This is a genomic window from Microvirga sp., assembly GCF_014699075.1.
Classification (GTDB): domain Bacteria; phylum Pseudomonadota; class Alphaproteobacteria; order Rhizobiales; family Beijerinckiaceae; genus Microvirga.
This window is the reverse complement of sequence record NZ_JACXAB010000056.1, coordinates 1-25004: the sequence shown is the minus strand read 5'-3', so window position 1 is coordinate 25004 and position 25004 is coordinate 1. Positions and strand designations below refer to the sequence as shown.

20 protein-coding genes, 1 other RNA gene and 3 pseudogenes are annotated in these 25004 nt (G+C 59.5%); 11 read left to right on the top strand and 13 right to left on the bottom strand.

The annotated features are described in order from the left end of the window. Window positions 1-149: 149 nt before the first annotated feature. The 4 genes from IC232_RS28040 to nirB form a co-directional block, all read right to left on the bottom strand. On the bottom strand, window positions 150-1886 hold the full coding sequence (locus IC232_RS28040; protein ID WP_190848244.1) for a bifunctional protein-serine/threonine kinase/phosphatase: 1737 nt from the start codon (window positions 1884-1886) through the stop codon (window positions 150-152). Between the two features lie 55 nt (window positions 1887-1941). Further along, the gene (locus IC232_RS28035) at window positions 1942-2787 is read right to left on the bottom strand and encodes a formate/nitrite transporter family protein (RefSeq protein ID WP_190848243.1); all 846 of its coding nucleotides are present in this window, start codon (window positions 2785-2787) and stop codon (window positions 1942-1944) included. Window positions 2788-2875: 88 nt separating this feature from the next. Next, window positions 2876-3208: a nitrite reductase small subunit NirD gene (gene nirD / locus IC232_RS28030; RefSeq protein ID WP_190848242.1), complete on the bottom strand. Its 333-nt coding sequence runs from the start codon at window positions 3206-3208 to the stop codon at window positions 2876-2878. Beyond that, window positions 3205-5655 carry a nitrite reductase large subunit NirB gene (gene nirB / locus IC232_RS28025; RefSeq protein WP_190848241.1) on the bottom strand — a complete coding sequence of 817 codons (2451 nt, stop codon included), beginning with the start codon at window positions 5653-5655 and terminating at the stop codon, window positions 3205-3207. The genes nirD and nirB overlap by 4 nt, the downstream gene beginning before the upstream one ends. A gap of 521 nt (window positions 5656-6176) precedes the next feature. On the opposite strand from nirB, the gene IC232_RS28020 reads away from it, so the two are divergent. After that, window positions 6177-7100, top strand: a complete 924-nt coding sequence (locus tag IC232_RS28020; protein WP_190848240.1) for an SDR family oxidoreductase — start codon at window positions 6177-6179, stop codon at window positions 7098-7100. Here the strand turns inward: IC232_RS28020 and IC232_RS28015 are convergent. The 4 genes from IC232_RS28015 to IC232_RS28000 all read right to left on the bottom strand — a co-directional run bounded on the left by IC232_RS28015 (window position 7065) and on the right by IC232_RS28000 (window position 11655). After that, entirely contained in the window at window positions 7065-7892 is an 828-nt protein-coding gene (locus IC232_RS28015) for a uroporphyrinogen-III synthase (RefSeq protein ID WP_190848239.1), read from the bottom strand. The genes IC232_RS28020 and IC232_RS28015 overlap by 36 nt on opposite strands. Window positions 7893-7909: 17 nt before the next feature. Then, window positions 7910-9388 carry a siroheme synthase CysG gene (gene cysG, locus IC232_RS28010; protein WP_190848238.1) on the bottom strand — a complete coding sequence of 493 codons (1479 nt, stop codon included), beginning with the start codon at window positions 9386-9388 and terminating at the stop codon, window positions 7910-7912. Window positions 9389-9719: 331 nt separating this feature from the next. Beyond that, window positions 9720-11009: a CmpA/NrtA family ABC transporter substrate-binding protein gene (locus IC232_RS28005; RefSeq protein WP_312895246.1), complete on the bottom strand. Its 1290-nt coding sequence runs from the start codon at window positions 11007-11009 to the stop codon at window positions 9720-9722. Window positions 11010-11046: 37 nt separating this feature from the next. Next, a complete protein-coding gene (locus IC232_RS28000) occupies window positions 11047-11655 on the bottom strand; it encodes an ANTAR domain-containing response regulator (RefSeq protein ID WP_190848236.1) in 609 nt (202 codons plus the stop codon). Between the two features lie 550 nt (window positions 11656-12205). Here IC232_RS28000 and IC232_RS27995 point away from each other — a divergent pair. The 3 genes and pseudogenes from IC232_RS27995 to IC232_RS32655 all read left to right on the top strand — a co-directional run bounded on the left by IC232_RS27995 (window position 12206) and on the right by IC232_RS32655 (window position 15110). Then, window positions 12206-13585 (top strand): annotated as a pseudogene (locus tag IC232_RS27995) (M20 family metallopeptidase). A 566-nt stretch (window positions 13586-14151) separates the two neighbouring features. Next, window positions 14152-14448 carry a hypothetical protein gene (locus IC232_RS27990; RefSeq protein ID WP_246812456.1) on the top strand — a complete coding sequence of 99 codons (297 nt, stop codon included), beginning with the start codon at window positions 14152-14154 and terminating at the stop codon, window positions 14446-14448. A 29-nt stretch (window positions 14449-14477) separates the two neighbouring features. Next, window positions 14478-15110, top strand: a pseudogene (locus IC232_RS32655) (hypothetical protein). Window positions 15111-15444: 334 nt separating this feature from the next. Here IC232_RS32655 and IC232_RS27985 read toward each other — a convergent pair. Both IC232_RS27985 and ssrA read right to left on the bottom strand, forming a co-directional pair. Then, on the bottom strand, window positions 15445-16191 hold the full coding sequence (locus tag IC232_RS27985) for a hypothetical protein (RefSeq protein ID WP_190848234.1): 747 nt from the start codon (window positions 16189-16191) through the stop codon (window positions 15445-15447). A 75-nt stretch (window positions 16192-16266) separates the two neighbouring features. Beyond that, window positions 16267-16654, bottom strand: a transfer-messenger RNA (tmRNA) gene (ssrA, locus tag IC232_RS27980). 203 nt (window positions 16655-16857) lie between these two features. Between ssrA and IC232_RS27975 the strand changes: the two genes are divergently transcribed. The 4 genes and pseudogenes from IC232_RS27975 to IC232_RS27960 all read left to right on the top strand — a co-directional run bounded on the left by IC232_RS27975 (window position 16858) and on the right by IC232_RS27960 (window position 20935). Next, the gene (locus tag IC232_RS27975; protein WP_190848233.1) at window positions 16858-17106 is read left to right on the top strand and encodes a ParB N-terminal domain-containing protein; all 249 of its coding nucleotides are present in this window, start codon (window positions 16858-16860) and stop codon (window positions 17104-17106) included. Window positions 17107-18164: 1058 nt separating this feature from the next. Beyond that, a pseudogene (locus IC232_RS27970) lies at window positions 18165-19435 on the top strand (IS1182 family transposase); the annotation flags it as partial. A gap of 345 nt (window positions 19436-19780) precedes the next feature. Next, complete coding sequence (locus IC232_RS27965; RefSeq protein ID WP_190848232.1) at window positions 19781-20056, top strand: hypothetical protein; 276 nt, start codon at window positions 19781-19783, stop codon at window positions 20054-20056. 168 nt (window positions 20057-20224) lie between these two features. Next, a complete protein-coding gene (locus tag IC232_RS27960; RefSeq protein WP_190848231.1) occupies window positions 20225-20935 on the top strand; it encodes a LuxR C-terminal-related transcriptional regulator in 711 nt (236 codons plus the stop codon). 155 nt (window positions 20936-21090) lie between these two features. Here the strand turns inward: IC232_RS27960 and IC232_RS27955 are convergent, their stop codons facing one another. From IC232_RS27955 to IC232_RS27945, 3 genes are all read right to left on the bottom strand, one after another. Continuing rightward, window positions 21091-21417 (bottom strand): hypothetical protein, encoded by a 327-nt coding sequence (locus IC232_RS27955; protein ID WP_190848230.1) that lies wholly within the window; start codon window positions 21415-21417, stop codon window positions 21091-21093. Between the two features lie 309 nt (window positions 21418-21726). Then, window positions 21727-22209, bottom strand: a complete 483-nt coding sequence (locus IC232_RS27950) for a hypothetical protein (protein WP_190848229.1) — start codon at window positions 22207-22209, stop codon at window positions 21727-21729. A gap of 285 nt (window positions 22210-22494) precedes the next feature. Next, complete coding sequence (locus IC232_RS27945; protein WP_190848228.1) at window positions 22495-22929, bottom strand: YybH family protein; 435 nt, start codon at window positions 22927-22929, stop codon at window positions 22495-22497. Between the two features lie 196 nt (window positions 22930-23125). Here IC232_RS27945 and IC232_RS27940 point away from each other — a divergent pair, with 196 nt between their 5' ends. From IC232_RS27940 to IC232_RS27930, 3 genes are all read left to right on the top strand, one after another. Then, window positions 23126-23425 (top strand): hypothetical protein, encoded by a 300-nt coding sequence (locus tag IC232_RS27940; RefSeq protein WP_190848227.1) that lies wholly within the window; start codon window positions 23126-23128, stop codon window positions 23423-23425. A gap of 604 nt (window positions 23426-24029) precedes the next feature. Beyond that, window positions 24030-24308, top strand: a complete 279-nt coding sequence (locus tag IC232_RS27935; RefSeq protein ID WP_190848226.1) for a SemiSWEET family sugar transporter — start codon at window positions 24030-24032, stop codon at window positions 24306-24308. A 3-nt stretch (window positions 24309-24311) separates the two neighbouring features. Further along, a complete protein-coding gene (locus IC232_RS27930; RefSeq protein WP_190848225.1) occupies window positions 24312-24653 on the top strand; it encodes a SemiSWEET family sugar transporter in 342 nt (113 codons plus the stop codon). Window positions 24654-25004: the final 351 nt, after the last annotated feature.

The window sequence follows — 25004 nt, the reverse complement described above, 5'->3', positions numbered from 1 at the left end:
AATGGGGGTGACCGTGCTCATGGGCTGCTCCTGGGCTCCTGGCTGCTCGAAGCAGCCATGCTACCTCACCGCGGGGTGGGAGCCGTCCACAGCATCAGAAGCTGACCTTTATCATCGGCGGATGACCTCGTGACGGAGCTTCTCTTGTCTCATCCGTGGAGAGTTAAGCGCCACAGCAGAAGGGCAACAGCCAGTGCAAGAATGCTCGAGACACATTTCCAGAATACGACAGGGTTACGTTGAGCTAACGGCGCACGAGCCATCTTCAGGAGGTTCGGATTGGGCTGGCGCAGATCGAATGTAAACTCTGAAATCGCATCGTACCGCCTCCTGGGGTTCGGATGCACGGCTTTGCGCAACGCCTGATCCATCCAGTCCGGCACCTGTGGGTTGATCTCTGACGCTGGAACGTAATGCAGCAGGTTCTGCTGTGCTCTGCTGCGTGTCCTTGGAACCTCGGCGCCATAAGGAAGCTGGCCGGTAAGCATCTGGTAGACAATCACACCAAACGAGAACAGATCAGACCGCCAGGTACCTCGCTCTCCCACAAAATACTCGGGAGCCGCGTACTGCGCTGTGCCGAGGATATCGTCACAACCCGTCTGCGGCGCGGACTCGACGACTCCGGCAACACGCGTAGACCCGAAGTCGATGATTTTCACCGTACCGGCTGTGTCGATCATGATATTGTGTGGGCGCACATCCTGATGCACCATCTCGAGGCGGTGAAATGCGCGCAGGCCCTTGGCGATCTGCTCGGCGATTTCACGAACGGTCTCCAGCTCCGGGCGTGGATGATCAATCATCCACTGAGCCAGCGTTTGGCCCTCGATGAGCTCCGTCACCACATAGAGATGGCTCCGCTTACGAGAGTGAGGCAGAGCCTTGAGGACATGGGGGCTGTTCAGACGCCTCGCGATCCACTCCTCCATCATGAAGCGCCTCAGATGGTCGGGATCATGCCGCAGATCGGTTGATGGAACCTTGAGAGCCACGTGTGTATCGGTTGGTGTGTCGAGAGCCAGATAGACGTGACTGCGGCTGCTGGAATGGAGTTCACGCAAAATCCTGTAGTCGTCCAGCAAGACGCCCGTTTGCGGGATCGCCGGCGGCGTGAGGTCCGCGGCTTCGGCCATGATATCGCCTGCCTCCCCATTAGGCACTGCATCGATCCGCACGATTTGAACCGTCAGATTATCGCGGCTACCTGCCCGCAGCGCCTCTTCCACAATCAGGCGTGCGGCACGGTCAAGGTCGTCTGCATGTGCTTTGACGGCTCTTGCAACCATGGTGCCACTAACGTGCTCATGCACACCATCGCTTGAGAGGATAAAGAGATCGCCCGCCTGCAGCGGCACAGTGCGATAGTCGATTTCCGCGCTCGGCCTTGCGCCTAGAGCCCTGGAAAGATAGCTCTGTTGGGAAGATACATTGATACGGTGGTCGTCAGTCAGCGGCTCCAGAGCGCAACCGGCCAATCGGCTCACGCGACAATCACCGATGTGGAAGATGTGCGCGAGGCACGATTTCAAGACCATCGCGGTGAAAGCGCAGACATACCCCCTGTCTATGTCGCTGGCGTATTGACTGCGTCGTGTTTCCGCATGAAGCCATGAGTTGGTCGCGCTGATAACCCGTTGCGCTGCCGTTTTGACGGACCAGGCATCCGAGGTGCAATAGTAGTCTGTCAAAAAGCTTTTGATCGCCGATTCCGCGGCGATGTGGCTTACGGAACTTGTGCTGATCCCGTCCGCAACCGCGATGGCAATACCCTTGAGGGCGAGGGCGGATCCATTCGGGATCAAGGCGCCGTGGAAATCCTGATTGGTTTCCTTAAGCCCTCTTTCGGAGTGCTGCCCGATCGAGATGGTCAGTGGGCGCGTCATGGAAACACCATCAGTGGAAGCCCCGCTCTCGGGCGGGGCTCCAGTCTGCGTTCGATCACTCGGCGGGGAAAGCGGCCATACGAACTCCGAGATCGGTGTTGCGCTTCGCACCGGTGCGCACATGGGTCGAGTAGAGTGTCAGGCCGACGAAGGCCAAGCCGCCGACGAGGTTGCCGATGACAGTCGGGATCTCGTTCCAGATCAGATAATCCATGACCGAGAAATTGCCGCCGAGCAGCAGGCCCGAAGGGAAGAGGAACATGTTCACGATGGAGTGCTCGAAACCCATGTAGAAGAACAACATGATCGGCATCCACATGGCGATCACCTTGCCCGAGACCGAGGTCGAGATCATGGCTCCTACGACACCCATTGCAACCATCCAGTTACATAATACGCCACGGATGAAGAGCGTCAGCATGCCTGCAGCACCATGGGTTGCGTATCCTACAGTGCGGCCCTCCCCGATCACGCCAATCTTCTGACCGACCGCGTCGGGCTCCTGAGTGAAGGCAAACGTAAAGATGATCGCCATCATTACAGCGACTGTGAACGCGCCAGCGAAGTTTCCTACGAACACGAGACCCCAATTGCGCAGGATACCAGCTGTGGTTACACCCGGCCGCTTGTCGATGAGAGCAAGAGGGGTGAGCATGAAAACGCCGGTGAGCAGGTCAAAGCCCATCAGGTAAAGCATGCAGAAGCCCACCGGAAACAGGATTGCACCGGCGAGGGGCTGGCCGGTCTGGACAGTGACGGTAACCGCAAAGGCGGCTGCAAGCGCCAGAATGGCGCCGGCCATATAGGCGCGGATCATCGTGTCCCGAGTTGACATGAAGATCTTCGATTCGCCGGCATCGACCATTTTGGTGACGAACTCGGCAGGTGCGAGGTAAGCCATCGTGGTTCCTTTCCTGAGTGTAGAGCAGCCGAAGTTCAGCGAGTGGCTGCAAGGGGGATTGCGTCTAGGTTAACCCGTACTGGAATTCTCATGCCGCATTGGGCAAGAGGGCTGAAGCCGCGAGCAGGATGCGCGCACCGTTGACTCGCAGCGGAATTTTGTGAGCGCATCCTTGGTCAGCACCCTGCGCTTCGCCGCTCTCAAGGCTGATTACCCAGTTGTGCAGGGGGCAGGTCACGGAATGGCCGTGCACGATGCCCTGCGAAAGGGGGCCGCCCTTATGGGGGCAGCGATCCCGAAGCGCGAAGAGAGTACCGTCGGCCGCTTTGAACACCGCGATGTTTCCTCCGGGTGCCTGCACGATGCGGGATCCAAGAGCCGGCACATCCTCGACTGCGCCCACGTCGATCCAATCGCTCATTCTGCTGCCTCCGCCAGAGTGAAATTAGCCATAGGTTTGAACTCGTGCGCGTCGCGTCCGGCTGCCCGCTCGGCCCACGGATCGATTTGCGCTTTGCGTTGCGAAATTTCGAAGCGCTCGAAGAGGGCGCGGCGCTTGTCGTGGTCCTCGACCACGATCCCGCGGATCGCATCTAGGCCGACGCGATCGGCCCATTTGTACATGCGCTCCAGGTAATGACCTTGCTCGCGGTAGAGCTGGGTCAAGGCCGCAATGACCTCGATGCACTCGTCCTCCCCGGCAGTCTTGCAGAGCAGTTGCGTGCCCTTGATGTGCAGGCCGGCCGCTCCCGCGAAATGGATCTCGAATCCTGAGTCCACGCAGATCACGCCGACATCCTTGCAGGTCGCTTCCGCGCAGTTACGAGGACAGCCAGAGACCCCCATTTTCAACTTCGCGGGCGTCCAGGAGCCCCACATGAATCTCTCGATCTTGACGCCCAGGCTGGTGGAATCCTGTGTTCCGAAGCGGCACCATTCCTTACCGACACAGGTTTTCACCGTGCGCAGGCCTTTGGCGTAAGCATGGCCTGAGACCATGCCGGCCTCGTTGAGGTCTGCCCAGACAGCGGGGAGATCCTCCTTGCGCACACCCAGCAGGTCGATACGCTGACCGCCCGTGACCTTCACCGTCGGAATGTTGTACCTGTCGGCGACATCCGCGATCGCACGTAGTTCCCGCGGATTCGTGAGGCCACCCCACATGCGCGGAACGACGGAGTAGGTGCCATCTTTCTGAATGTTGGCGTGGATGCGCTCGTTGATGTAGCGGGAGCGGCCGTCATCCTCGTATTCCTCCGGCCAGTCGCACAGAAGATAGTAGTTCAGGGCAGGCCGGCATTTGGCGCAGCCGCAGGAGGTCTTCCAGCCGAGCTCCTGCATGACGGCCGGGATCGACTTCAGCTCCGCCACCCCAATGAGGCGGCGCACCTCATCGTGGCCCAGATCGGTGCAGCCGCACATGGGCTCGGTGGCGGCGCGGGAAAACTTGTCCCCCAGCGTCAACGCCATTACCTGCTCGACCAGACCCGTGCAGGTTCCGCAGGAGGCGGAGGCTTTGGTATGCGCCCGCACGTCGGCAAGCGTCGACAGGCCCTTCTCGTTGATTGTCTGAGCGATCTTGCTCTTGCACACGCCATTGCAGCCGCAGATCTCGGCGTCGTCCGGCAAGGCTGCGACGGCCGCCGTGGGATCGAGCGAAGCGCCTCCAGCATAGGATTGCCCAAAGATCAGCGTGTCGCGCAGCTCTGATACATCGGTCTCTTTGCGCAGGAGGTCGAAAAACCAGGAGCCATCCGCAGTCTCGCCGTAGAGAACCGCGCCGACGATGTGGTTGCCCTTGAGAACGACACGCTTGTAGATCCCCCGGGCCACGTCGCGCAGGACGATATCCTGTCTGTCGTCGGCTTCGCTGAAATCCCCCGCGGAGAACAGGTCGATACCCGTGACCTTCAGCTTCGTTGCCGTAACCGAACCCGTATAGCTGGCTGTCGCGTCGCCTGCGAGCTGCGCGGCGACCACCTTGGCCATTTCGTAGAGCGGTGCGACCAGGCCATAGCAGGTTCCCCGGTGCTCGACGCATTCGCCCACAGCGAGAACGTTTGGATCGCTGGTGCGCATGTTGTCGCCCACGAGGATGCCCCGGTTCGTCTCCAGGCCCGCTTCCTTGCCGAGAACCGCGTTAGGTTTGATGCCGACGGCCATGATGACGATGTCGGCAGGAAGCTCGGTGCCATCGTCGAGCTTGACCCCGGTGACATGCGCTTCGCCGAGAATGGCGTGAGTGTTCGCCCGGCAGCGAACTGCGATGCCGCGCTCCTCCATCGCGCGCTGCAGGAGATAGCCCGCCGAAGGATCGACCTGGCGCTCCATCAGGGTCGGCATGAGGTGGAGGACCGTGACGTCCATGCCCTGCGCCTTTAGGCCCGCGGCGGCTTCGAGGCCAAGTAGCCCGCCGCCGATGACTATAGCCCGCCCGCCCTTTCGAGCCGCGACCAGCATGGACTCGACGTCATCCTGGTCGCGGTATGTGACGACTCCGGGCAAGCTCGCGCCCGGGACTGGAATGATGAACGGCAGCGATCCCGTCGCGATCAGAAGCTGATCGTATTCTGCCGTCGTGCCGTCGGCAGCCCTTACGTGCTTCGCATCCCGATCGATCTGCACAACCTGCTTGCCGCGATGCGGGGTGACGCCGTTGGCCTCATACCAGGCATCGTCATGGATCAGGATATCTTCGTAAGCCTTCTCGCCGGACAGGACGGGCGAGAGCATGATGCGATTGTAGTTGACGCGCGGCTCAGCGCCAAAAATCGTGACTTCGTAAGCGTCCGGCGAACGACTGAATAGTTCCTCCAGCGCATGGCCGGCAGCCATACCGTTTCCGATAACGACGAGCTTCTTGGGCATCCCAGTCTCCCTGAGAACATAGAAAATCCACGACGCCTCCTTGACACTACGATGCAAGCACAAAACCGCCGCCTGAAGGGACCACGTACTGCTTGCGCAGCACCCAATCGATTCATGCGACGTCGTTGTCGGAGCAATGCCATTTGAGAGGCAGAACAGTCTGATATGTCTGATCAGACTGTCGAGCGAGGCCTTTGGACTTCGTTGTCGTGACCCGCGTTGTTCTCAAAAGTTAGAGAATGCACGCTTTTTACTCAAGGAGATAAATTAAGCACGGTGGCTAACATATCATCAGCCTATTGCACTGGGAGTGATCACCATGAAGACTTCCTCCTTACATGTCTAATGTGAGCTACGGAAGAAGCAGGTCATGAAAGCAACCAACGAGGCCGAGAAACAAGGCTGAATAGGAGTGGCACAGCCGAGCGGGGCTCTGCCTGCCCCAGTTCGCAAGTTTGCCTGCTTCCCGCCTTTTCGATAAACTCTGGCTAGTAGCGTCCGGTCACCCCTCTCAAATTTCCATGAATCTTTTCGTCTTCGGTCCTGGTTACTCTGCACTGCAGTTCATCTGTGCTTACCGGCAACGCTTTGAGCGGATCGCCGGCACGTTTCGTTCCGATACAAAGGAAGAAGCGCTGCAGGCATTCGGGATCGCCCCTTATTTCTTCGACAGTGCGAGATATGATCCGGGTATTTTCGATGAGCTTAGCCGCGCCGACATCTTGCTTATTTCGATCCCGCCTGCTTTGGGTTTCGATCCGGTGCTGAGTTCGTTGTCCCATGCCGTCGCATCGGCTCCTCGCCTGCGCTGGATCGGGTATCTATCAACGGTCGGTGTTTACGGCAATGTGGACGGTGCTTGGGTTGACGAGAACACTCCATGCAGCCCTGTCAATGAACGCTCCCGGCACCGGATCGCCGCGGAGGAACAGTGGCTCAAGCTTGGAAGGAGCGCGGCTTTCTCTGTTCAGATCTTCCGCCTCGCCGGTATCTACGGACCGAGTCGCAACGCTCTCCAAAAAGTCGCGGATGGAACAGCGCGACGCCTCATCAAGCCTGGACAGGTCTTCAATCGCATCCATACTGCCGACATCGCGCAGGTTCTAATGGCATCCATCGAGCGCCCGAGTCCTAACGCGATCTATAACGTCGCCGATGACGAGCCAAGTCCTCCTCAGGACGTGATCGCGTACGCAGCGCACCTTCTCGGCCTTCAGCCTCCGCCAGAGGTGCCGTTTGCAGAGGTCGATCTCAGCCCAATGGCCCGCTCCTTCTATCAGGACAACAAGCGGGTTCAGAACACGCGTATCAGGAGCGAACTGGGAGTAAGGCTTGACTTCCCCACCTATCGCCAAGGGCTTGAGGCGCTCCACGCGGCTGGTGAAGGCATCAGGTCATCGAACGACAAGTCACACGAGAGAAATAGCACTCGTATCGGCCGCTAGCTTCCTGCCAAGTGCGACGACCATGGGCTTGAGATGGAAGCTGTCCTTCGGCATCGCCGCAACAGGCCAGCCGGCCCTCTCGACCGCCTGCGCGGTGACAGGGCCGACGGCAGCAATCAGAGCCCGCCGCATCGCGGTATCGAGTTCCGCCGTTCTCGCGAACCGCTGCGCAACGTCCTGAAGGCGACGCACCTGGGCCGTGCTGGTGAAAGCGATCAGCTCGATGGCTCCGGCGATGAGATCGTCAATGAGGCCGGCAACCCGCTCGTCATCCTGCTCCGAGGCATACCGGTAAGAGAGAATGGGATCGACCTTGGCGTCAGCCTTTTTCAAAAATGTATCCAGCAGATGCTCACCGCCAGGATAAAGCAGCACGCCAACGCAACTGCCGCTCAGATCCAACGCCGACAAAGTCGCAATCAAACCGGCCGTGGTGGGCTCCTCCGCCATTACATCCGGTGTGACACCGATGCCGCGCAGGACCTTGGCGGGCTTGGGGCCACGGGCGATCTTGCGCGTCCGGCGAAGGCTCGCGATCACGGCGGCTTCGATGCCGCTGCGCCGGGCGAATGCCAGGAGACGGCTCAGTCCCTCCCCCGTATAGAGGACAAGGTTGTCGTGCTGCCCTTCGACAAATCGCTTCAGCCAAGCCCGCATTGAGGCAGGATCTTCCACGTCGTGGATCGACACTAGAGGACAGCGGACGGCAATCGCACCGTGCCGCTCGAGCATGTTCACGAACAGATCAAGCTCGCGGCTTTCAGGCACAGCTATTCTTCGACCCTGTAGCATGATCTCTCCTACCGTCTCTATGCTTCGGCCAAGAGCCGCTGTGCGGAAGCGGGTGCGCTCCCCAGACTCACCTGACCGGCCCTGCCGAAGACGCGCCCGATGCCGATGATGACAGGTTTCGATGGGTCGCGCCGGTCACTTGCGTGATCGAGTTCCGCGATGGGGCCGGTCCAGCGCTCGTCGTCCGTGGACACGTTTGACACCATCACTGCCGGTGTGTCCGGGGAGAAGCCTTCTTTAATGAGACGTGCGGAAATCGCGCCTGCCGTTCCTCCCGCCATGTAGAAGATCGTCGTGGTGAGAGGATCCGCCAAGCCACGCCAATCCAGATTGTCGGGAAGACGTCCTGTCTTTGCGCATCCAGTTACGAACCGAACTGACTGCGCCACCTCGCGATGAGTGAGGGACACGCCCAGCGACGATGCCAGAGCGATGCCGGCGGTAATGCCCGGCACCACATCCACAGGGACGCCTGAGCGCTCCAAATGCTCGATCTCCTCCCCGGCTCGTCCGAAGATCATGGGATCGCCGGATTTCAGGCGGACCACGTGCTTTCCGTGCAGAGCCAGACGCGTCATGAGGTCGTTGATGTCTCCTTGCGCGCAGGAGGCACGCCCCCCACGCTTTCCGACCATGAGGCGCTTCGCTTCGCGGCGGGCAAGCTCGAGCACGTCTTCCGAGATCAGGTCGTCGAAGAGAATGACGTCGGCCGCTTGAAGCGCCCGCACGGCCTTGAGAGTCAGCAGCTCCGCATCGCCCGGTCCCGCGCCAACGAGCGTGACGCGTCCCACTTCCCCAATGGGCCGCGACGCAATCTGTCTGAGCACGTCATCAAGACTTGATCCCATGTTCTCCGGCGGACGGCCCTGGAACGCCAGATCGGCGAAGCGCTCCCAGAACGCACGCCGTGGCAACCCCTGAGGCAATTGCTCCATGATGCGCTTACGCATGGCCTTCGCCAGCGAAGCCCACGAAGACAGGGATGGATGCAGCAGCGTCTCGATGCGACGCCGGATGGCCTGGCCCAGAATCGGCGCGGCTCCGTCTGTCGAGATGCCGATAACGACCGGCGAGCGATTGACCACCGAGCCGAACTGGAAATCGCAATAGCCCGGCTTGTCGATCACGTTCATCGGGACGCCTGACCGTCGCGCCGCCGAAGCGAAGGCTTCAGCCTCGTCCTCCTCCTCGAGATCAGCAACTGCAAGAGCGGCATCATTCAGGATCTCGGGCGTCCAGCCCCGGCGATGCAGCGTAAGACAGCCATCCGCCGCTCCGCGAGCCAGCAGGGCCTCCATCTCGGGACAGATCTCCGTGGCATAGACGTTCACTTGGGCTCCCGCCGCAGCGAGAAGCTCTGCCTTCCAGGCAGCGCCAGGCGATCCGCCAATGAGCACGGCACGTTTGCCGTGTAAGTCGAAAAAGACCGGAAGCTTGGCGAGGCGGCCCAGGCGGCCGGGTTCGACTTCGGTCGGCTTTCTCAAAGGCTGCAGCATCAATGACCTCCAGATATCCATGCGGACACAGGTCGTCCATGGGGGTCGCGAGGACCTTGCCTGAACGCAAAAACGCCGCGTGATGAACCGCATACCGCTGAAACGGCACTGCAATCGATCATGCGACGTCGTTGTCGGAAAAATGCCTCTTCAAAGGCACGCGCGGCCAATCATCGTTGATCGGCGCTGCTAATCAAGGCAGGCTACGACTTCATTGTCTGACCAAACCTTGGGAAAAAGCTTAGCACTGCACGGATTTTGCTCAAGTCCATTATTTGTGCACACTTCGCCTAATGTATAGGCCCTATCGCATATCCGCCGTCACTGCGGTCTACTTCGCCCTGATCCCAAAGCCACTCACGTAACCTTGGATGTCGTTTGGGTCGAAAGCGCGCCCGTCAATAAATGCATCCATAGCCGCGGCGAGGTCATCGCCTGCGGCGGAACCGACGATTGAATTTGATCCTACGCCCTCGACCTTGCTGTCGGCGACAGGAATGACCTTTGCGGATCCCACGAGCGCGGTGCGATATATATCGGGTCGATAAGCGGCTTCAACGCGAGCAAGGTAGGCATCAGTGTGATCGGTCTGCCCCCAACGGATCATTTGGCTGTAGATCCACCGCGCCTGACTGATCCAGGGGAAGTTGGCAGCCTGCCCATAGAACATCAGATAACTATGCATCGATCGCATTCTGCCGTTTGGATCGACCGTGAGCTCCCCCTTGAGAAGTCGCAGGATCATCTCCGGCGAGGCGCCCACATACGCCGGATCTCCGAGCATCTCAGCCAGACTGCCGTGGTTATCGGGATCGTCGCACCAGCGGGCAGCGGCATCCAGCGCCACGATGAGGCGCGACAGGATCTCCGGGTTCTTCTCCGCCCATTCGGGGCTTACGCCCAACACCTTTTCCGGAGCGGACGGCCATATGTCCGCTTTAGTGGCTACAATTCGGCCAACCCCCTTTTCGACGGCGATCATGTTCCAAGGGGCGTTGACGCAGAAGCCGTCTATAACCCGCGCCGTCATGGCATCCACCGTCATCGGGGGTGGGACCACGGTCATCATGACGTCGCTGTTTGGATCAATGCCTCCGGCCGCGAGCCAGAAGCGGAACTCGTAATTATGGGAAGAGAACGGGTAAGTCATGGCGAAGACGAGCGGCTTGCGACCATCTTGCCTTCTTCGTTCGATCACGGCCTTCAAAGCGCGAGCGTTTGCAAGCGCATCCTCTGAGCCGTCGAGGCCGGTGACTTCTTGCATCTCACGATACAGGTGGAGCGAAAGCGTTATGCTGTTTCCCCCACGTCCAAGGGCGAAGGGGGTGAAGCAGGAATATGGATTTGAGCCGAGCCCCAGCTGGGAGGCGACCGGCATTGGGCTCAGCATGTGAGCGACGTCGAACTGCCGGAAGGCCAGCCTGTCGCGGATGTTCGACCATGACACATCCTTGACGAGCTGCAGGTGGATGCCCTCCCGTCGGGCAAAGCCCTGCTCCTCCGCCGCGACAAGCGCCGCCATATCGAGAAGCGGGATGAATCCAATGCGCACCAAGCGCTCCGGCGAAGGCCGACCTGTCTTGCCGGAAGACGTATCGTCCGATGATCCTGATTGACTCACGGAACGCCCCCTAGATGCCTGAGAATCCAACACGCAATTATTTCTCCAGAAGCGAAGCCGCCGTGACGACGCTCTGCGCAATGTCGACGAGCTTTCTTTTTTCGTTCATGGCTGTTTGGCGAAGAAGTGCATAAGCCTCTTCCTCCGAGAGCTGCCGGGTCCTCATGAGAATTCCCTTGGCACGCTCTATGATCTTGCGGGACGCTAGTTCGTTGCGTGTTGCCACCAGCTCACGTTGCAGGCGATCGAAGGCGTTGAACCGGCTGACCGCCATGTCCACGATGGCCTTCACTCTCTCCTTGCGTAGTCCATCGACAACGTAGGCCGACACACCCGCTTCAACAGCGGCCTGGATCATACCATGGTCGGAGCGGTCTACGAACATGGCCACTGGACGGGAGACGAGCTTGGAGACCTGAAACATCTGTTCAAGTACGTCCCGGCTGGGATTCTCGATTCCGATGATGATCACGTCCGGATCGACGGTGCTCAGCCGGCGAAGCATGTGGGTCATCGTGTCGATGACCTCAACGTCAGCAACTCCTGCCTCCCGCAGGCCGTCGAGGAGAATAGCGGCCCTGACGCTATTCTCCTCGATGATTGCAACACGGAGAGGCCGCTGACCTGTTTGAGTGCCTTTAGTCAAGTTGTTGGAAACTCTCGATGCCGATCATCACATAAGACAGCAAGCAAGTTTCAGGCCAAAAATATCCGCTGGAGCCTACCAGGACCCTGGGACACGCTGCTCAAAATTTAGGCATCTAGTTCCACCTGATGGACTTATTGAGGGGTGGGTGCAGCACTGGAGTAAGCCATCATCGTATCGATGCGGCGCTGACAGCACCTCATGGCACCCTGCCCGACGGATACTATCCAATTTTGCCATCAACCTGAGCTCTACAGGCGTCTTGGCTCCACTAGTTCGCAAGGTCTGTTCCGGGTCAATGTGTAACGTTGGGCCGACGGAATGAACGTCCGGTATTCCTACTTCAAGCAGACATCCGGCGTACTTCCGCGATGTGCCATTTCCAGACGTTCGGTCAAGCGAAGGGTATCAGTTGAAGTGGTCCCATCTACTGATAGAAGGTCCAAAGAAGACTTTCGCTGAGTTCTTTCAAAGCCGCGACAGCATCAGGCCGCTCGCGAGCAATAGCAGAAACGATGGCATCAGCGAGCGCGAAGGCAGCAGTGGGTGAATTTGGCAGCAGCCGGTTTCTTGCCGGGGCGAAAAAGGTCATGTCGGCGACGGGCACAAGCCCGAAGTTCGTTCGGCTGCCGAACATGCCGCGGAATTGCGCCACCAGGGCTTCCACGTCACCGAGGGAGTTGCCGGCATCCCGACCGCCGTCATCGGCGAAGCGGGCGAAGGCGGCCCGGTGATCGCTTTCCTGGGCGAATACGATGCTCTCCCAGGCTTGAGCCAGGAAGCTGGCGTTGCGGAGCATCGTGCCATCGAACCCGGCGGGCACGGACACGGATGCGGACACAATCTCCTCGGATCGGGCGCCATGCTCGCCGCTGTCGCCCTGAAGAACTGGCTTGCCGAGAAGGGCATTCCGGGTCGCGTCAGGTATTATGGCTGCCCTGCAGAGGAAGGAGGCGCGGCCAAAGCTTTCATGGTTCGCGCCGGCGCCTTTGACGACGCCGACATCGCGATCTCATAGCATCCCTACAGCTTCTGGGAGGTCGCACCGGCTTTGTCGCTGGCCAACACACGCGCCGACTTCGCTTTCACGGGCCGTGCAGCCCATGCCGCAGCCGCTCCTCATCTGGGACGCAGCGCGCTCGATGCCGTCGAGCTGATGAATGTGGGCGTGAACTATATGCGCGAGCACATGCCGTCCGATGCCCGTGTGCACTATGCCCTGCTCGATACGGGCGGCATCGCACCGAACGTGGTGCAGGCTTATGCCCGCGTGCGCTATTCAATCCGCGCCATAGACCTGCCCGGCATGCTTGACCTAGTCGAGCGCGTGCACAAGATCGCGCAGGGAGCCGCCCTCATGACGGAAACCAGCGTCGAGATGCGGATCGTCAGCGCCGTCTCCAACACAGTTGGCAACACTCCGCTCGAACATGCTCTTCACAGTGTCATGGAGGAGCTTGGACCACCCCCATTCGACGACGCCGATCGTGACTTCGCGCGCAAGATCTGCGCAACCTTGTCGCAACAGGAGATCGCATCCGTCTACCGGGCCATAGGGCAACCGAAGACCGATACGCCTCTCGCCGATTTCCTGACGCCCCTCGACTCGCCGCGCAAGCCCATGATCGGCTCGACCGATATCGGCGACGTGAGCTGGGTTGTCCCCACCGTTCAGGCACACGCTCCGACCGTGGCCATCGGCACGCCTTTCCACACGTGGCAGGTCGTGGCCCAAGGCAAAATGCCGGCGGCGCACAAGGCAATGGTGCATGTTGCCAAGGCCATGGCCGCAACTGGCATGGCCGCGATTACCGATCCATCCCTGATTGCCGCTGCCAAAGCTGACCTTGTGGAGAGAACGCGGGACACCCCTTATGTGAGTCCGTTGGCTGAGAGCGTCGAACCGCCGTTGGACATGTCGCGCAGTTAAGCTCTAACTAGTTGTGGGCTCTGGCGCGGCGGAGCCTCACCCGCGCCGTGTCGCCTTGATGCTAGCAGTATCAAACTTGGCCATGATCGTCAGGTTCGAAGTGACTTCTTAAGGTCGGCATCGGGTCAAACTGTCACCTTCCGACAGTCCAAGAAACGTCGGCTCTCAGGTGCCGAAGCGGGCTAAGCCTTTACGTCGCAGGAGCGCCATTGTGAGACCTTCCAGGCCTAGAACCCGCGGTGGAAATCTCGGGAACGCTGTTTATGAAACCGGATGGAAGCATGCACACATGGCCGTGAAGCAATTACCAGCGGCACACGCCCTTGGCGGCGCTCAATCATTCCGGAGCCCGAGGCCAACATCTGCGTCCATCCCTTGAGCACCTGGAACGAGAGCTCGTCGCGCTGGTCGATAGGCGCTTCGAGCACATGAATGGCACGATGTGACGCCTGAGCCCGTTGGACAGAACGAGCGTTTGGCCAAGACATTGGTTCGCCTACTGATCGAACGTGCTTAAGTGATCGACTCACCAGTGGATGCGCAGGTTAGGGACACGGAGAAACCAGATGACGACTGATCAACCGACCAATCTCGATGCTCATCGTGGCATGGCAGCCCAAATGGCCACTGACCTTCGGCTTCTCCGGTCAGAAGTCGAAGCCGACCAGAAAGCACTGCGTACGAGGCAGGCGGAACTCGAGGATCTGCTCGCAGCCGCCCCTGCCACTGATTGGCACGAGGCGGCTGAGAAGGCACGCTACCTGCTTGGCCTCCTCGCGCAGAATTTAGATGCAAGCGATCTACGCCGCCGCAAGCTGATCGAACGGGTGCTGGCCGACTTCCGCCATTTGCTCGGCAAGTAAAATCACTAGCGCTTTCTGAAGTGCTGTTCATGCTCCCCTGGGTCCTCCTCGACACGGCAAAGATCCCGGTGACGGCGGTGATCTGCGCATCAAGAGGCGTGGGGCCGAGTTCTCCATCATGTTGGGCAGCAACGAGCTGATGAATAGCCGCCTCAGCGGTTCCGAGGAGGCGCTTGCTCGATTGTCATGTTCGAGAGCTCAGGATCGTCAGAAGCCGCAGATCCTTATTGGTGGGCTGGGGATAGGCTTTACGCTTCGCACTGCGCTCGCCGAACTCGGCCCTGATGCTCAGGTTACTGTGGCTGAACTACTGCCGGCTGTTGTGGCATGGGCGCGGGGTCTTATGGCTGAAGTATTCGGCGATAGCCCGACAGATCCGCGCGTCAGCTTCGTCGAAGGAGATGCTGGACGTCTAATAAGATCAAGAGGGACTGACACGCAAGGCTAATGATAGCCTCTACGAGTTGCCAGGACTGAGTTCCGCTCGAACGGCGCTGACACTTGGCGGCGTCCTGGCTGTGTGGTCGTCGGCACCGGCTCAAGCCTTCACCCAGCGCTTGCGCAAGGTGGGGTTTAGCGCAGATGAGGTCGGTGCTCGCGCACATGGAACACGTCGAGGCGCAAGACACACTATCTGGATTGCGATCAAACAGGGAGGATGACCCAGCTCGGAGCGCGCAACGAGGGAGACGATGGACGTATGCCCCTCCCCTGTTGCAGCCACCGCAACCCCTCATGCTGACAGAGCCGGCGCCGGTGAAGACCTCTCTTCCAGGTGTGAGGGAAACGTCGCTTACGGATTGCCTGAGCCTTCCTCGACTGCTTTCAACAGAACGGGTCGGTCTGGGAGAGGATCAACGGGGCTCTGGGAAAGCTAGCGGGAGATAGCTCCATCCACCAGGTTCCGGTTGTCTAGCAGAGGCGGTGCGCAACCAGTTCGTTTGTTTGCGCACCTGTCCACCAAACCCAAAATTTTAATGACTTTGAGGTCGCCCTTCAGCTCGAGAGCCCATTCACCAGCTCGATGAAGGGGTCAAGTCCGGCGTAGGGCAGCGTAAATTTCTCGCCTCGGAACAGCATCGGCACATCTTGACCACCCGCGAAGCCGGAGGTCAGCTTGCCACGAACCGTAAAGGTCTCACCGGCGGTCACCTGCCCCCAGGGCTCATCGATATAATCCGTGATGCCGAGCTCATTCAGCTTCGCTTCGACCGCTTGTGTCCGGGCGTGGGGAGGCAGCTGTCGAAGGCCACTGTCGATGTCATCGCGCATGGCAGCGTACGCGGGGTTACGAACCTTGTAGCGGAGCTCCACATCCTGGGTGAAGCGCCAGACGGACCCGGTCACCATCTGTTGCTGCTTCGTGAGTGGATTCTTCGCCGGCTTCTTGACCGTCTTTGCCGCCTTGGCACGAGCGGGAGCCTCGGCAGGCTCAACATCGGCAATCAGTGCCCACTTGCTCGACCACTCCACTGCCCGATAAGTGCCTTTCGTAAGGCGATCAGTGAACTCCAGAATGTCCTGATCGATCGGACGTTTGCCACCGCTGGCCTCAAAGTAGCGCAACCGCATCTCGTCCGGCAGAAGCAGATAGAAGTTGTCGCTCTTCACATCCACGTCGAAGATATCGGCCACCTTTACGACCTGACCGCGTGTGGCCGGAGCCTCGACCCCATCACCGGTCGGGTAGACCATGGTTCCTTTGGGAACGCGGATAAAGCCGCCCACCTGAATCTCCGACATATGTTTTTCGTCTCTCTGTTATGGGGCTCAGCGTGAGCCGAGAAGGCCAAGGGCCTGAAATGGGAACGGCACCCGAAGGTGCCGTTTCTGTTGCTAGGCTTTCCCGAGCCCCGGATGGTTACGCCGCGAGGCGCACCGCACCCATGTCAACGTTATCGTTGGCATTTATGAGTTTTGCACTGTTAAGGCCGTAGCTCAGCCTAATCGCAGCCTAGCCTTTATTGCGCCCAGTCGAACCCATGTCGCCCCCATCACAAACACACCGGGGCAGCGGCATGACCTCAACGAAAGGCCATTTCGCCCAAAACCCGTCTTGCGGTACCTGGACGGCCGGTGTGCTTGTGGTGGAGGCGGCGGGAATCGAACCCGCGTCCTAAACGCCTATTCCACTCTGCCTCTACGATCATAGCCAGGCGAACCTGACCTGCCTGATATAGGGCCTCGCCGACCTGATTACTAGGCACAAGATCTACAATCGTGTCTGTCGAAGAAGGAATCCGTTCACTGTGCGTGGGAAGCCTCGCGCCAGCAGGCAGTTCGCACTTGGTTCATCGCAAACGAAACCATAATCCAGCATGAACGTCTCATGTGGGACCGGCTCCTATGCAACCCGATCAGCAGTGCCTAAGCTCCGGCTTAACATGTCATGACGCTGGAGCAGCAGAGATGATGAAAAAGCAGATCGTTGCCATCCAGGATGTCTATGTGCCCGTCCAACGGCGTCAAATCCTTGATCGGCAGAAGGTTGAGGCCCTTGCCGAGAGCATGCTGGCCAAAGGGCAAGAGGTACCTATCCTGGTGCGACCCGATGGCAAACGTTTTGTCCTGGTTGAGGGGCTGCATCGACTGGAGGCCTGTAAGGCACTCGGGGAGACGACCATACCCGTTTACCTGGTACAAGCTCGCAAGCATTGAGCGGCGCTCGCCGACGAGCTCGTGCGCGGAGCGCGAGGCTCAGTGCGATGGTGCCTGCCCTTAGCCCCAGACGGGCTCCCGCTCCATGCATCGCCAGGCGATCGGATGAGATGGGCCAAGGCTGCTGCCGCCATCGCCTTGCCACTCCTCAAGTTGCGGCGAGGCTTGCGGTGTCCGGGACGAAGGTGGTGGCGCACCTGTGTCGTACTCTACAGCACCAAGGAAGCATCTTCAACGGAATAGGTCTTGTGCAACTGCTCGAAGCCGGCCGCCCTCCTCCGCTGATACGTGGCTAGGGTTGTAACCTAACCAAAAGAGCTCCGACTTCGAGCGCAAGCCGTGGCAAATGGCTGCTGAAGCGGCAAGGCGAGCTATATCGGCTGCAGCGAGAACTACTTCTTGGATCCGGCGCTTGAGCCCACAGTTCCTTTTGTCGAAGGTGCAGCGGCTATCGTCTTCGCCTTTTCCTTCTTTGGCTTCTTCGCCTCCCGGTTACCGCGCTGTTCACCTTTGGCCATAGCTGCTTCTCCTAAACGTTGGGCTCGGAGCGTAACACCTGCAGAGGCATAGCGGAACATTGAAGTGTCATAAACTTGCGATTACTCTGTGTTAGCCTGAGAGTGACGACTGTCTCGCGTCGGATCTGTACGACGGTTCAGGTACACTTAATCGGCCTCACCCGTTTGTATAGGCTCGGCTCTCAGCGAGGCGATGATCACATTTGGGTTTGATATTAAGTCGGAGTTGCATGCGGTGTCGGCCCCAGGACTCTCGGATTAGGATAGTTGGCGTCTTTTCTCGCTTAGCTGGGCTGCTTAGCGATGCCGTGGATCTCTGCTCTTCACCCGAAACTCACGCCATGCAATGATGCTGGCCTGGACTGCCTCCCCGATCGTCCCATTCCGCCACTCCCCGCTCATGCGTTCACACGGGAGTGGAAGGATGTATGTCCCGACGTGATCCTCCGCCAGAACCTGCACCGGCAGCCCACAGCCCGGATACCCGTCGGTTGTGAAATCCTTTAAACGGGCAGTTCGCGTTACCATGCACCCGCTCCCATGAAGCGTTTCGTTGAAGGGGAAGACCGCCGACAGGCCACCCTGCTCCCAGATTGCCTGGACGACTATGTGGCGCCCGACAATCCCGTGCGCATCGTCGAAGCCTTCGTTGACGAACTGGACCTGGCAGCTCTCGGCTTTGCCGGGGTGGTGCCAGAGGCGACGGGCCGGCCCGCGTATCATCCCGCGACCCTGCTCAAGATCTACAGCTACGGCTATCTCAACCGCGTCCCGTCAAGCCGCCGCCTGGAACGGGAGACCCAGCGCAACCTCGAGCTGATCTGGCTGACCGGCCGCCTGATGCCCGACTTCAAGACCATCACCGATTTCCGCCGCGACAACGGACCGGCCATCCGGGCAGCATGTGCGCAGTTCATCGGGCTGTGCCGCCAGCTCAACCTGTTCACTCGGGCGGTGGTGGCCCTCGACGGCTCCAACTTCAAGGCGGTGAATAACCGCGACAAGAACTTCACCACCGCCAAGGTGGCCAAGCGCATCGAGCAGGTCGAGGCCGGCATCGCCCGCTACCTGGCCGCTCTGGATCGCGCCGACCGGCAGGCTGGCGAGGAGGCCGAGGCCAGGACCGTCCGCCTGAAGCAGAAGATCGCGGGCCTGCGCCGGGCGATGCAGTCTCTGAAGCAGATGGAGCAGCAGGTGCAGGCTGCGCCCGACCAGCAGATCTCTCTGACTGATCCCGATGTGCGCTCTATGGCCACCAGCGGCAAAGGCACCGGCATCGTCGGCTACAACGTGCAGATGGCGGTGGAGACCGAACACCATCTCATCGTGGCGCACGAGGTGACCAATGTCGGCAACGACCGCACGCAACTGCTGGCGATGGGCCAGAAAGCCCGGGACGTGATGGCGTGTGAGGAACTCACCGTGCTCGCCGACCGAGGTTACTATAACGGCGACGAAGTGCTGGCCTGCGAGGGCACCGGTGTCCTGCCCTTTGTCCCAAGACCCAGAGCTCCGGCAACACCAACCGCGGTCTCTTCGCGGGGCAGGACTTCGTCTATGACGCCGAGCACGACCACTACACCTGCCTGGCGGGCCAGCACCTGACGAAGGGCAAGGTGCGCTCAGACCGGCGGGACAGCATCGACCACTACCGCAACCTGACCGCGTGCCCGAGTTGCGCCCTCAAGCCTCAATGCACGCCGGACAAGCACAAACGGGTGAAGCGCTGGCAGCACGAGGATGTGCTTGACCGGATGCAGACCCGGCTCGAGCGTATGCCCGAGGCCATGCTCATTCGCCGGGGCTCTGTTGCATTAACCTGTCAAGCTACAGGATCTGGTAGGTGGCCAGCCCAGTAAACACGCTAGGGCTTGTGCCTTGCGAAGTTAATGCAACAGAGCCGTGGGGGATGATCGTACTCAAGGTGCCCCATATGATTATTTTATCCGGTCATCTTTCGGGATCATAGAGCATACGCCGAAGGCCAGACCTCAGTTCCGCTCCGAGGAGGTGGCGTGTTGCTGCAAGGCCACGTTTTGCTTCGAAGGAGCCCTACAGTGGTGCGTGATTTCAGAATGGTTGATCTTTTGGGGTCAGCATTGCGAACGGCATCGCCAGTGGCGAGTTTACTCTCCATAGGTCGGAGCGGTGCACCCATGGCCGTAAAGTACGTTTTGATCCTCATCCTCAGCAGTGCAAGCCCTGCTGAACAGCATATCGCTCAAGCTTGGGATAAACTGTTTCCAAGCTATGATTCCTGCCTGAAACAGGCGTCCGCCCTTGAAATGCAGAATGCCGTCCTAAAGGATTGCAAGACGGTTGAGGTTCCGGGTGACGGGCCACCGAAGGAAGAAGTTCTGTTAACGCCTGAAGCGAGCATCCTTGAGGAACCTGACCAAACTGGCACCTCGACACAGCCTCCTAAAGACTGAAAGGCCATCATAACGCAGGGGCAAATCGATGGGTCTATAGCTCTTCTGATGCAGAGAGTACTCGTTGGGATTACTATCCTGATGCGCTGCTTGCTTTGGCCGATCCCCTGCCCACCCTTGATATTCTGAAGAACAAGGTTTGTTCTGCGTACAGGGATAGGCGGGTAAATGTCTGGCAAGGCAGCTAAAGACCGCAAAGAATTTGTCACCATTCTGATTTGCAACAACCCGTTGCTTTCCACAGGGCTCGAAGTTCTCTTAGCTAATACCGGCTTCGTCGTTTCAGAGGGAGGGTCTGATAAGCCATCACCTCGGCGACCCCACCTTTATACGCAACCTGATCTGTTCATCGTCGATGCCAGCAACTCCTCGGAGAACACGCTTGAGATCATCAAGCGATTGAAAGTGCAGCAGCCTGATGCTCGGGTGGTCATGGTTGCTAGTCACTTCGACGTTAGCTTCATTCGATTCGGGTTCGGCGCGGGAGTTGATGGCTTCTGTCTATCCACGAGTGATCGTGAGGTTCTGATCAAATCACTTGAGTTGATTATGATGGGCGAGAAGCTGTTGCCGGGAGCGCTGATTCGTTCGATGCTCAACGAAATGGCTCCGGGCGCTAAGTCGGATCAGGACACCCCTAAGGCAGAGCCATTGCCAATTGATCCGGGGATACACAAACTCTCAAAGCGAGAGGCCGAGATACTGCGATGCCTGATGCGGGGTGAGCCCAACAAAGTCATCGCAAAAAAGCTTGATGTTACTGAGGCAACGATCAAAGTTCACGTCAAAGCTATCCTGCGCAAGATCGGCGTTGCTAATCGCACCCAAGCCGCAATGTGGGCTACGGAGCGTTTCACAACGCGGGGCGGCAGCCCGTGATACTGCTAGGTCAGTATCAGTTGTACAGACCCTTGATCTTGTAGTGACAACAGGGAAAGCGGACCACCGCCCCCCATATCGAGAGCGGTTTGCGTCGGCAGGAGGCTCGCCTTCAGCAGGAGAGCGCGCAAATAGCTCCCTATCCAGCCTCTACATCAGTGTTGTTCGTTGCCCGAGCTTCCGTCAGCGACCCGCTTGATCTCGAACACCGCAGCAGTGATGAACGCGGAGAACACAATAAACATTGTCACAGTTCCGAGCATCCCCGCCTCAATGGCAGGGTTCGCCCCCATCAGCGCAATCAGCGCCAGAGCCGGAATGCCAATCGTGATCGCGCCAAGAAGGTAAATCGGATTTGTCGGTTCTTTAGGCGAGCGTGTCTTGTGAGACTGACGCATTGGGGTGTCCTGTGCCAGAGCCTTAATCTTGGTCGAGGCATCAAGCAGATCGAGACCCGACACGTTCATCGCTTGCTGCTTCATGATGATCCTCCCGTGATTTGTGCTTTACAGGAGTGTGTCGAGCAACCCCAGGCTTCGCAAGTACGGCAACGAACCAGAGTCAAAGCAAAGGGGGTATTGCCCCTCCGTCCTGAGCCCCTTTGGCTTCAGCCGTTGTCCACAGGTCCAGAAGCCTGTCAGGGTCTGTGATTCTCAGAAGCTGCTCCATAGCCATACTCATAGAGATGCCGTAGTGGAGCATCTTTGCGGGTCGGCCTCGAAGGCGTCCTGATCAGCCCAATTAGGACGCCACGTATGCGGAGTTGGTGCTCAGGAAGCGAACGCCTCGTCTCAGAAGCAGATGTGATCCATCCTGTAGAGATCACCAGCAACACTCGGACCAGCACCGCTCTGCCGCAACAGCCCGGAGCGGTCTTGTGCCACTGCCGCTTCGTCATAGCCCTCGACCAGCAGCACCCAGTCGGCCATCGCATCTTGACCACCCCTAAGGGCTGTTTCGCGGGTTGATGCCCTGCTTCGATCCTGATCCGCAATCAAAAGATGAGCGGCACAGAGGCCCTGTTGGTGCGCGAGCGACTGTGCTTCGCTCGTCAATACACCGCGCAAATGCGCCTCGCGTCCGGGTTCAGGAGCGAACCGGTTGGTTTGAAGACAGCAACCCGCACCCGATCCGCTCGATGCAGCAACTCGGCACAGGCTCCGGTTCATGTTCCGTAGCGCAGGCATCACTTGCTGGGTGCAGTTCGTGGGATGGTTCAGGTGCTCCAAGTAGGTTTGCGATGTAAACACATCGAGGTCTGTGACGGTGTACAAGACCAGAAACTGCGGCCCAGAGCCGACAACGGAGTACCGGCGACCCTGGAGGAAGCCAGGGATCGCGAGCCGCTCCCTCATGTGCTCATGGGAGTGCCAGTCGAGGTACTCGGTCTCGCGACCTTGCTCGACATCGTGCCATGCGATCAGCGCTCCTGACCCCGTCCAGCCCATTGGCACCTCCCCGGCACATCATCTCTCCAAACCGTCCGCTCGACAGTACGCTACTCTAAACCCTGCCTGCTGGGATTGACTATTCCTCACAAAGGGCCGCTTCCTAGCGCCTCACTGGTTTCCGTCATTCCGGTTCCAGACATGGACGAGCATTTTCCAGTCACTCCCGGCCTTTTGGACCAGAGCCGTGCCTTTGCCCTGGAAATCCTGGGGTGATTGCCCCTTGGTTCGCCCGACTGTGGTGAAGATCACGTGCGCCCTGTCATTGCCAAGTGGTTGAGCGTCGACGATGGTGACCTGTTTGAGTTCGGCTCGCTGCGCCTCGCCTTTCCAGAACTCTGCGATTCTGCTCTGACCTTTCGCCATAGGAGCTTGAGGCGGGAGGATGGAAGCATCCTCTGCATAGAGTTTCAGAACCGCGTTGAGATCACCCTTGGCGTATGCCTCCACGAAATGATCAGCCACCTTCTGGAGCTCGGCTTTATCCTGGGCGGATGCAGGCAGCCCCACCAAACAGAACGCAACAACCAGCGCGATCTTACGCATTGTCGCCTCCCGAGGTAAGAAGCAAGCATTATGCCCCAAACACCATTAGTCGAGAAAGTATCCAGTCAATCATTCTGAAATCTTGAAGGGCCGGCAGGTGAAATGTCATGGGGTCGGGATGCTCGCGCTTTCGCCGTGTGAGGAACGTGGGCGTCCGGCCGACGTTGATCTGCAGCCCTTGCGGGTGGAAGGACACATGATGCTCAACAGGCTCCAGGCTTTTACGATCGTGACGCTCGCCGGGATCGGCGAGGCCCTTGCCCAGGCCGCCCCTCCTGCCACGCCCGGCTCCCCTGCCCCTCCCGCGTCGGCGGATGACGGCAGCGGTGCCTCCTGGCTCTGGATCATTCTCGGCCTGGCGATCCTTGCGGCCTTGATCTGGTACTTCATGCGCGGACGGTCGCGGAGCACTGCTGCCGACTCGACCAGTTCGTCGACCACCTCCGGAACGGCCACGAGCCATCCCAAGGTTTTCGACAACGACAAGCGCAAGTAGGCAGGCGTCCACTGGAATTACGGGTCGTCAAGGCCGATCTCCGCAGCTCGTGGCCGGGACAAGCCGTTCTGAGATGTCGGCAAGGTCGGTGGATGATTGTCCGGGCCGCTAGGTGGATGCTACGGCGTCTTCCTGGGCGACATTCTCCCGGTCCTGCGCTGCCAAGCTTCCCTTATCTCCTGGCGCAAGCCCGGCCGTGGTCTCGGGAGGGTACGCCAGATCAGCAGGGTGCAGGCCTTGCCTACACCGAGAATGAAGGCCAAGCCGTAGATGAAGATCACGGGTGAATAGCTCTCGTACCTCCGACTGCCAAGCTCCGTGCTGCCTCTTCGATCCAACGCTGCGGAGGAACGTTGATGAGGATGTGCGGTTGATCTCTTGTGAAGGCAACCTGCGCCCGCGCAGGTCTCCTTGACCAGCTTCTGTGGACTGGGCCCCCTTCGACCGCCCGAGCGGGGCTCCTTGTCTCTGCCACGTCTGAAGTGCCTTTGGCACAGCCCTTGCCTGAAGGCAGGAACAGGGGAAGAGTGCGGCACGATTGCCTGTCCGGGAACCTCGCCACCCCCGACGTGTTCATGACGTTCACGTGACAGGAGAGTGAACGATGCAGACGTGGTGGCTGACGGCATTGGGCCTGGGGGCGGGACTGTGCACCAGCCTCAGCTTCGTGCCGCAGGTGCTCAAGGCTTGGCGCGAGGGGGACACCGAGGCGATCTCGAAGCGCATGTACATCGCCTCCCTGACCGCCTACGGCCTGTGGATCGTGCACGGGCTGATGATCGCCAGCGTGCCCGTCATCCTGTTCAATATCGTCAACGTGCTCTTCGCCGGCCTTATCCTGGCGCTGAAGCTGCGTGGCCTCAAGGCAGCGGGAGCGCGCTGAACCATGGACGTCTCACTCTCAACTCTGGTTGGATCCGCCGCCGGCTGCATTGGTCTCTACAGCTTCGTGCCGCAGGTCGTGAAATGCTGCCGGACCGGCGATGTCGCGGCCATCTCACTGCGGATGTTCGCGGTGCGCACCATCGGGCTGTTGCTGTGGACGATCTACGGCTTTGCGCTCGGCAGCCCGCCTGTGCTGATCTTCAGTGCTCTTGGCTTGGTGCTCAGCTCGGTTATCCTGTTCCTGAAGGTTCGCGGTTCCCGTACGCAGCCCGTCAGCGAGAGCTGCCGTCAGCACCAGCCGGATCAAAAGGATCCAGGCGCGGCTGAACCTGTCGTGGGTTGAGTCCCGGATCACGGTACGGCCCCTCCCCGGCCCGTCGACCGCCACCTGGACCGTCCTGCCGTAGCTCGCGCGGCCACCTGGACCGCCGGCCGAGAATGAGTATCTGCCAAGGCAACGCGTCGCGAGCGGGATCGACGTCTTGCGGCAGGAAGGCGAGGAAGAAGACCGCCGTCTTCGGATTGAACAGAATGACCACGAGGCCGTCGCGAATACCCCGCCAGGCTTGTCTTGGCCGGCCAGACCGGATTGATTTCCTCAACGGTCGACGTCGAAGGGGAACTTGCCTTGGTCAATAAAGAAGTCGTCAAAGGCCTTCTTCACCCCAGGCCAATGGGGGTAGTCGTCCCCAAT

Bases quoted from the DNA above. Each gene is read 5' to 3' on its own strand.
- IC232_RS28020 (WP_190848240.1), top strand. From the start codon at position 6,177: ATGAATCTTTTCGTCTTCGGTCCTGGTTACTCTGCACTGCAGTTCATC.
- cysG (WP_190848238.1), bottom strand. From the start codon at position 9,388: ATGCTGCAGCCTTTGAGAAAGCCGACCGAAGTCGAACCCGGCCGCCTG.
- IC232_RS27985 (WP_190848234.1), bottom strand. From the start codon at position 16,191: ATGTCGGAGATTCAGGTGGGCGGCTTTATCCGCGTTCCCAAAGGAACC.
- IC232_RS27990 (WP_246812456.1), top strand. From the start codon at position 14,152: ATGACGACTGATCAACCGACCAATCTCGATGCTCATCGTGGCATGGCA.
- IC232_RS27960 (WP_190848231.1), top strand. From the start codon at position 20,225: ATGTCTGGCAAGGCAGCTAAAGACCGCAAAGAATTTGTCACCATTCTG.
- IC232_RS28040 (WP_190848244.1), bottom strand. From the start codon at position 1,886: ATGACGCGCCCACTGACCATCTCGATCGGGCAGCACTCCGAAAGAGGG.
- IC232_RS28035 (WP_190848243.1), bottom strand. From the start codon at position 2,787: ATGGCTTACCTCGCACCTGCCGAGTTCGTCACCAAAATGGTCGATGCC.
- IC232_RS28015 (WP_190848239.1), bottom strand. From the start codon at position 7,892: ATGCTACAGGGTCGAAGAATAGCTGTGCCTGAAAGCCGCGAGCTTGAT.
- IC232_RS27940 (WP_190848227.1), top strand. From the start codon at position 23,126: ATGATGCTCAACAGGCTCCAGGCTTTTACGATCGTGACGCTCGCCGGG.
- nirD (WP_190848242.1), bottom strand. From the start codon at position 3,208: ATGAGCGATTGGATCGACGTGGGCGCAGTCGAGGATGTGCCGGCTCTT.
- IC232_RS27955 (WP_190848230.1), bottom strand. From the start codon at position 21,417: ATGAAGCAGCAAGCGATGAACGTGTCGGGTCTCGATCTGCTTGATGCC.
- IC232_RS27965 (WP_190848232.1), top strand. From the start codon at position 19,781: ATGGCCGTAAAGTACGTTTTGATCCTCATCCTCAGCAGTGCAAGCCCT.
- nirB (WP_190848241.1), bottom strand. From the start codon at position 5,655: ATGCCCAAGAAGCTCGTCGTTATCGGAAACGGTATGGCTGCCGGCCAT.
- IC232_RS27935 (WP_190848226.1), top strand. From the start codon at position 24,030: ATGCAGACGTGGTGGCTGACGGCATTGGGCCTGGGGGCGGGACTGTGC.
- IC232_RS27945 (WP_190848228.1), bottom strand. From the start codon at position 22,929: ATGCGTAAGATCGCGCTGGTTGTTGCGTTCTGTTTGGTGGGGCTGCCT.
- IC232_RS27975 (WP_190848233.1), top strand. From the start codon at position 16,858: ATGATGAAAAAGCAGATCGTTGCCATCCAGGATGTCTATGTGCCCGTC.
- IC232_RS27930 (WP_190848225.1), top strand. From the start codon at position 24,312: ATGGACGTCTCACTCTCAACTCTGGTTGGATCCGCCGCCGGCTGCATT.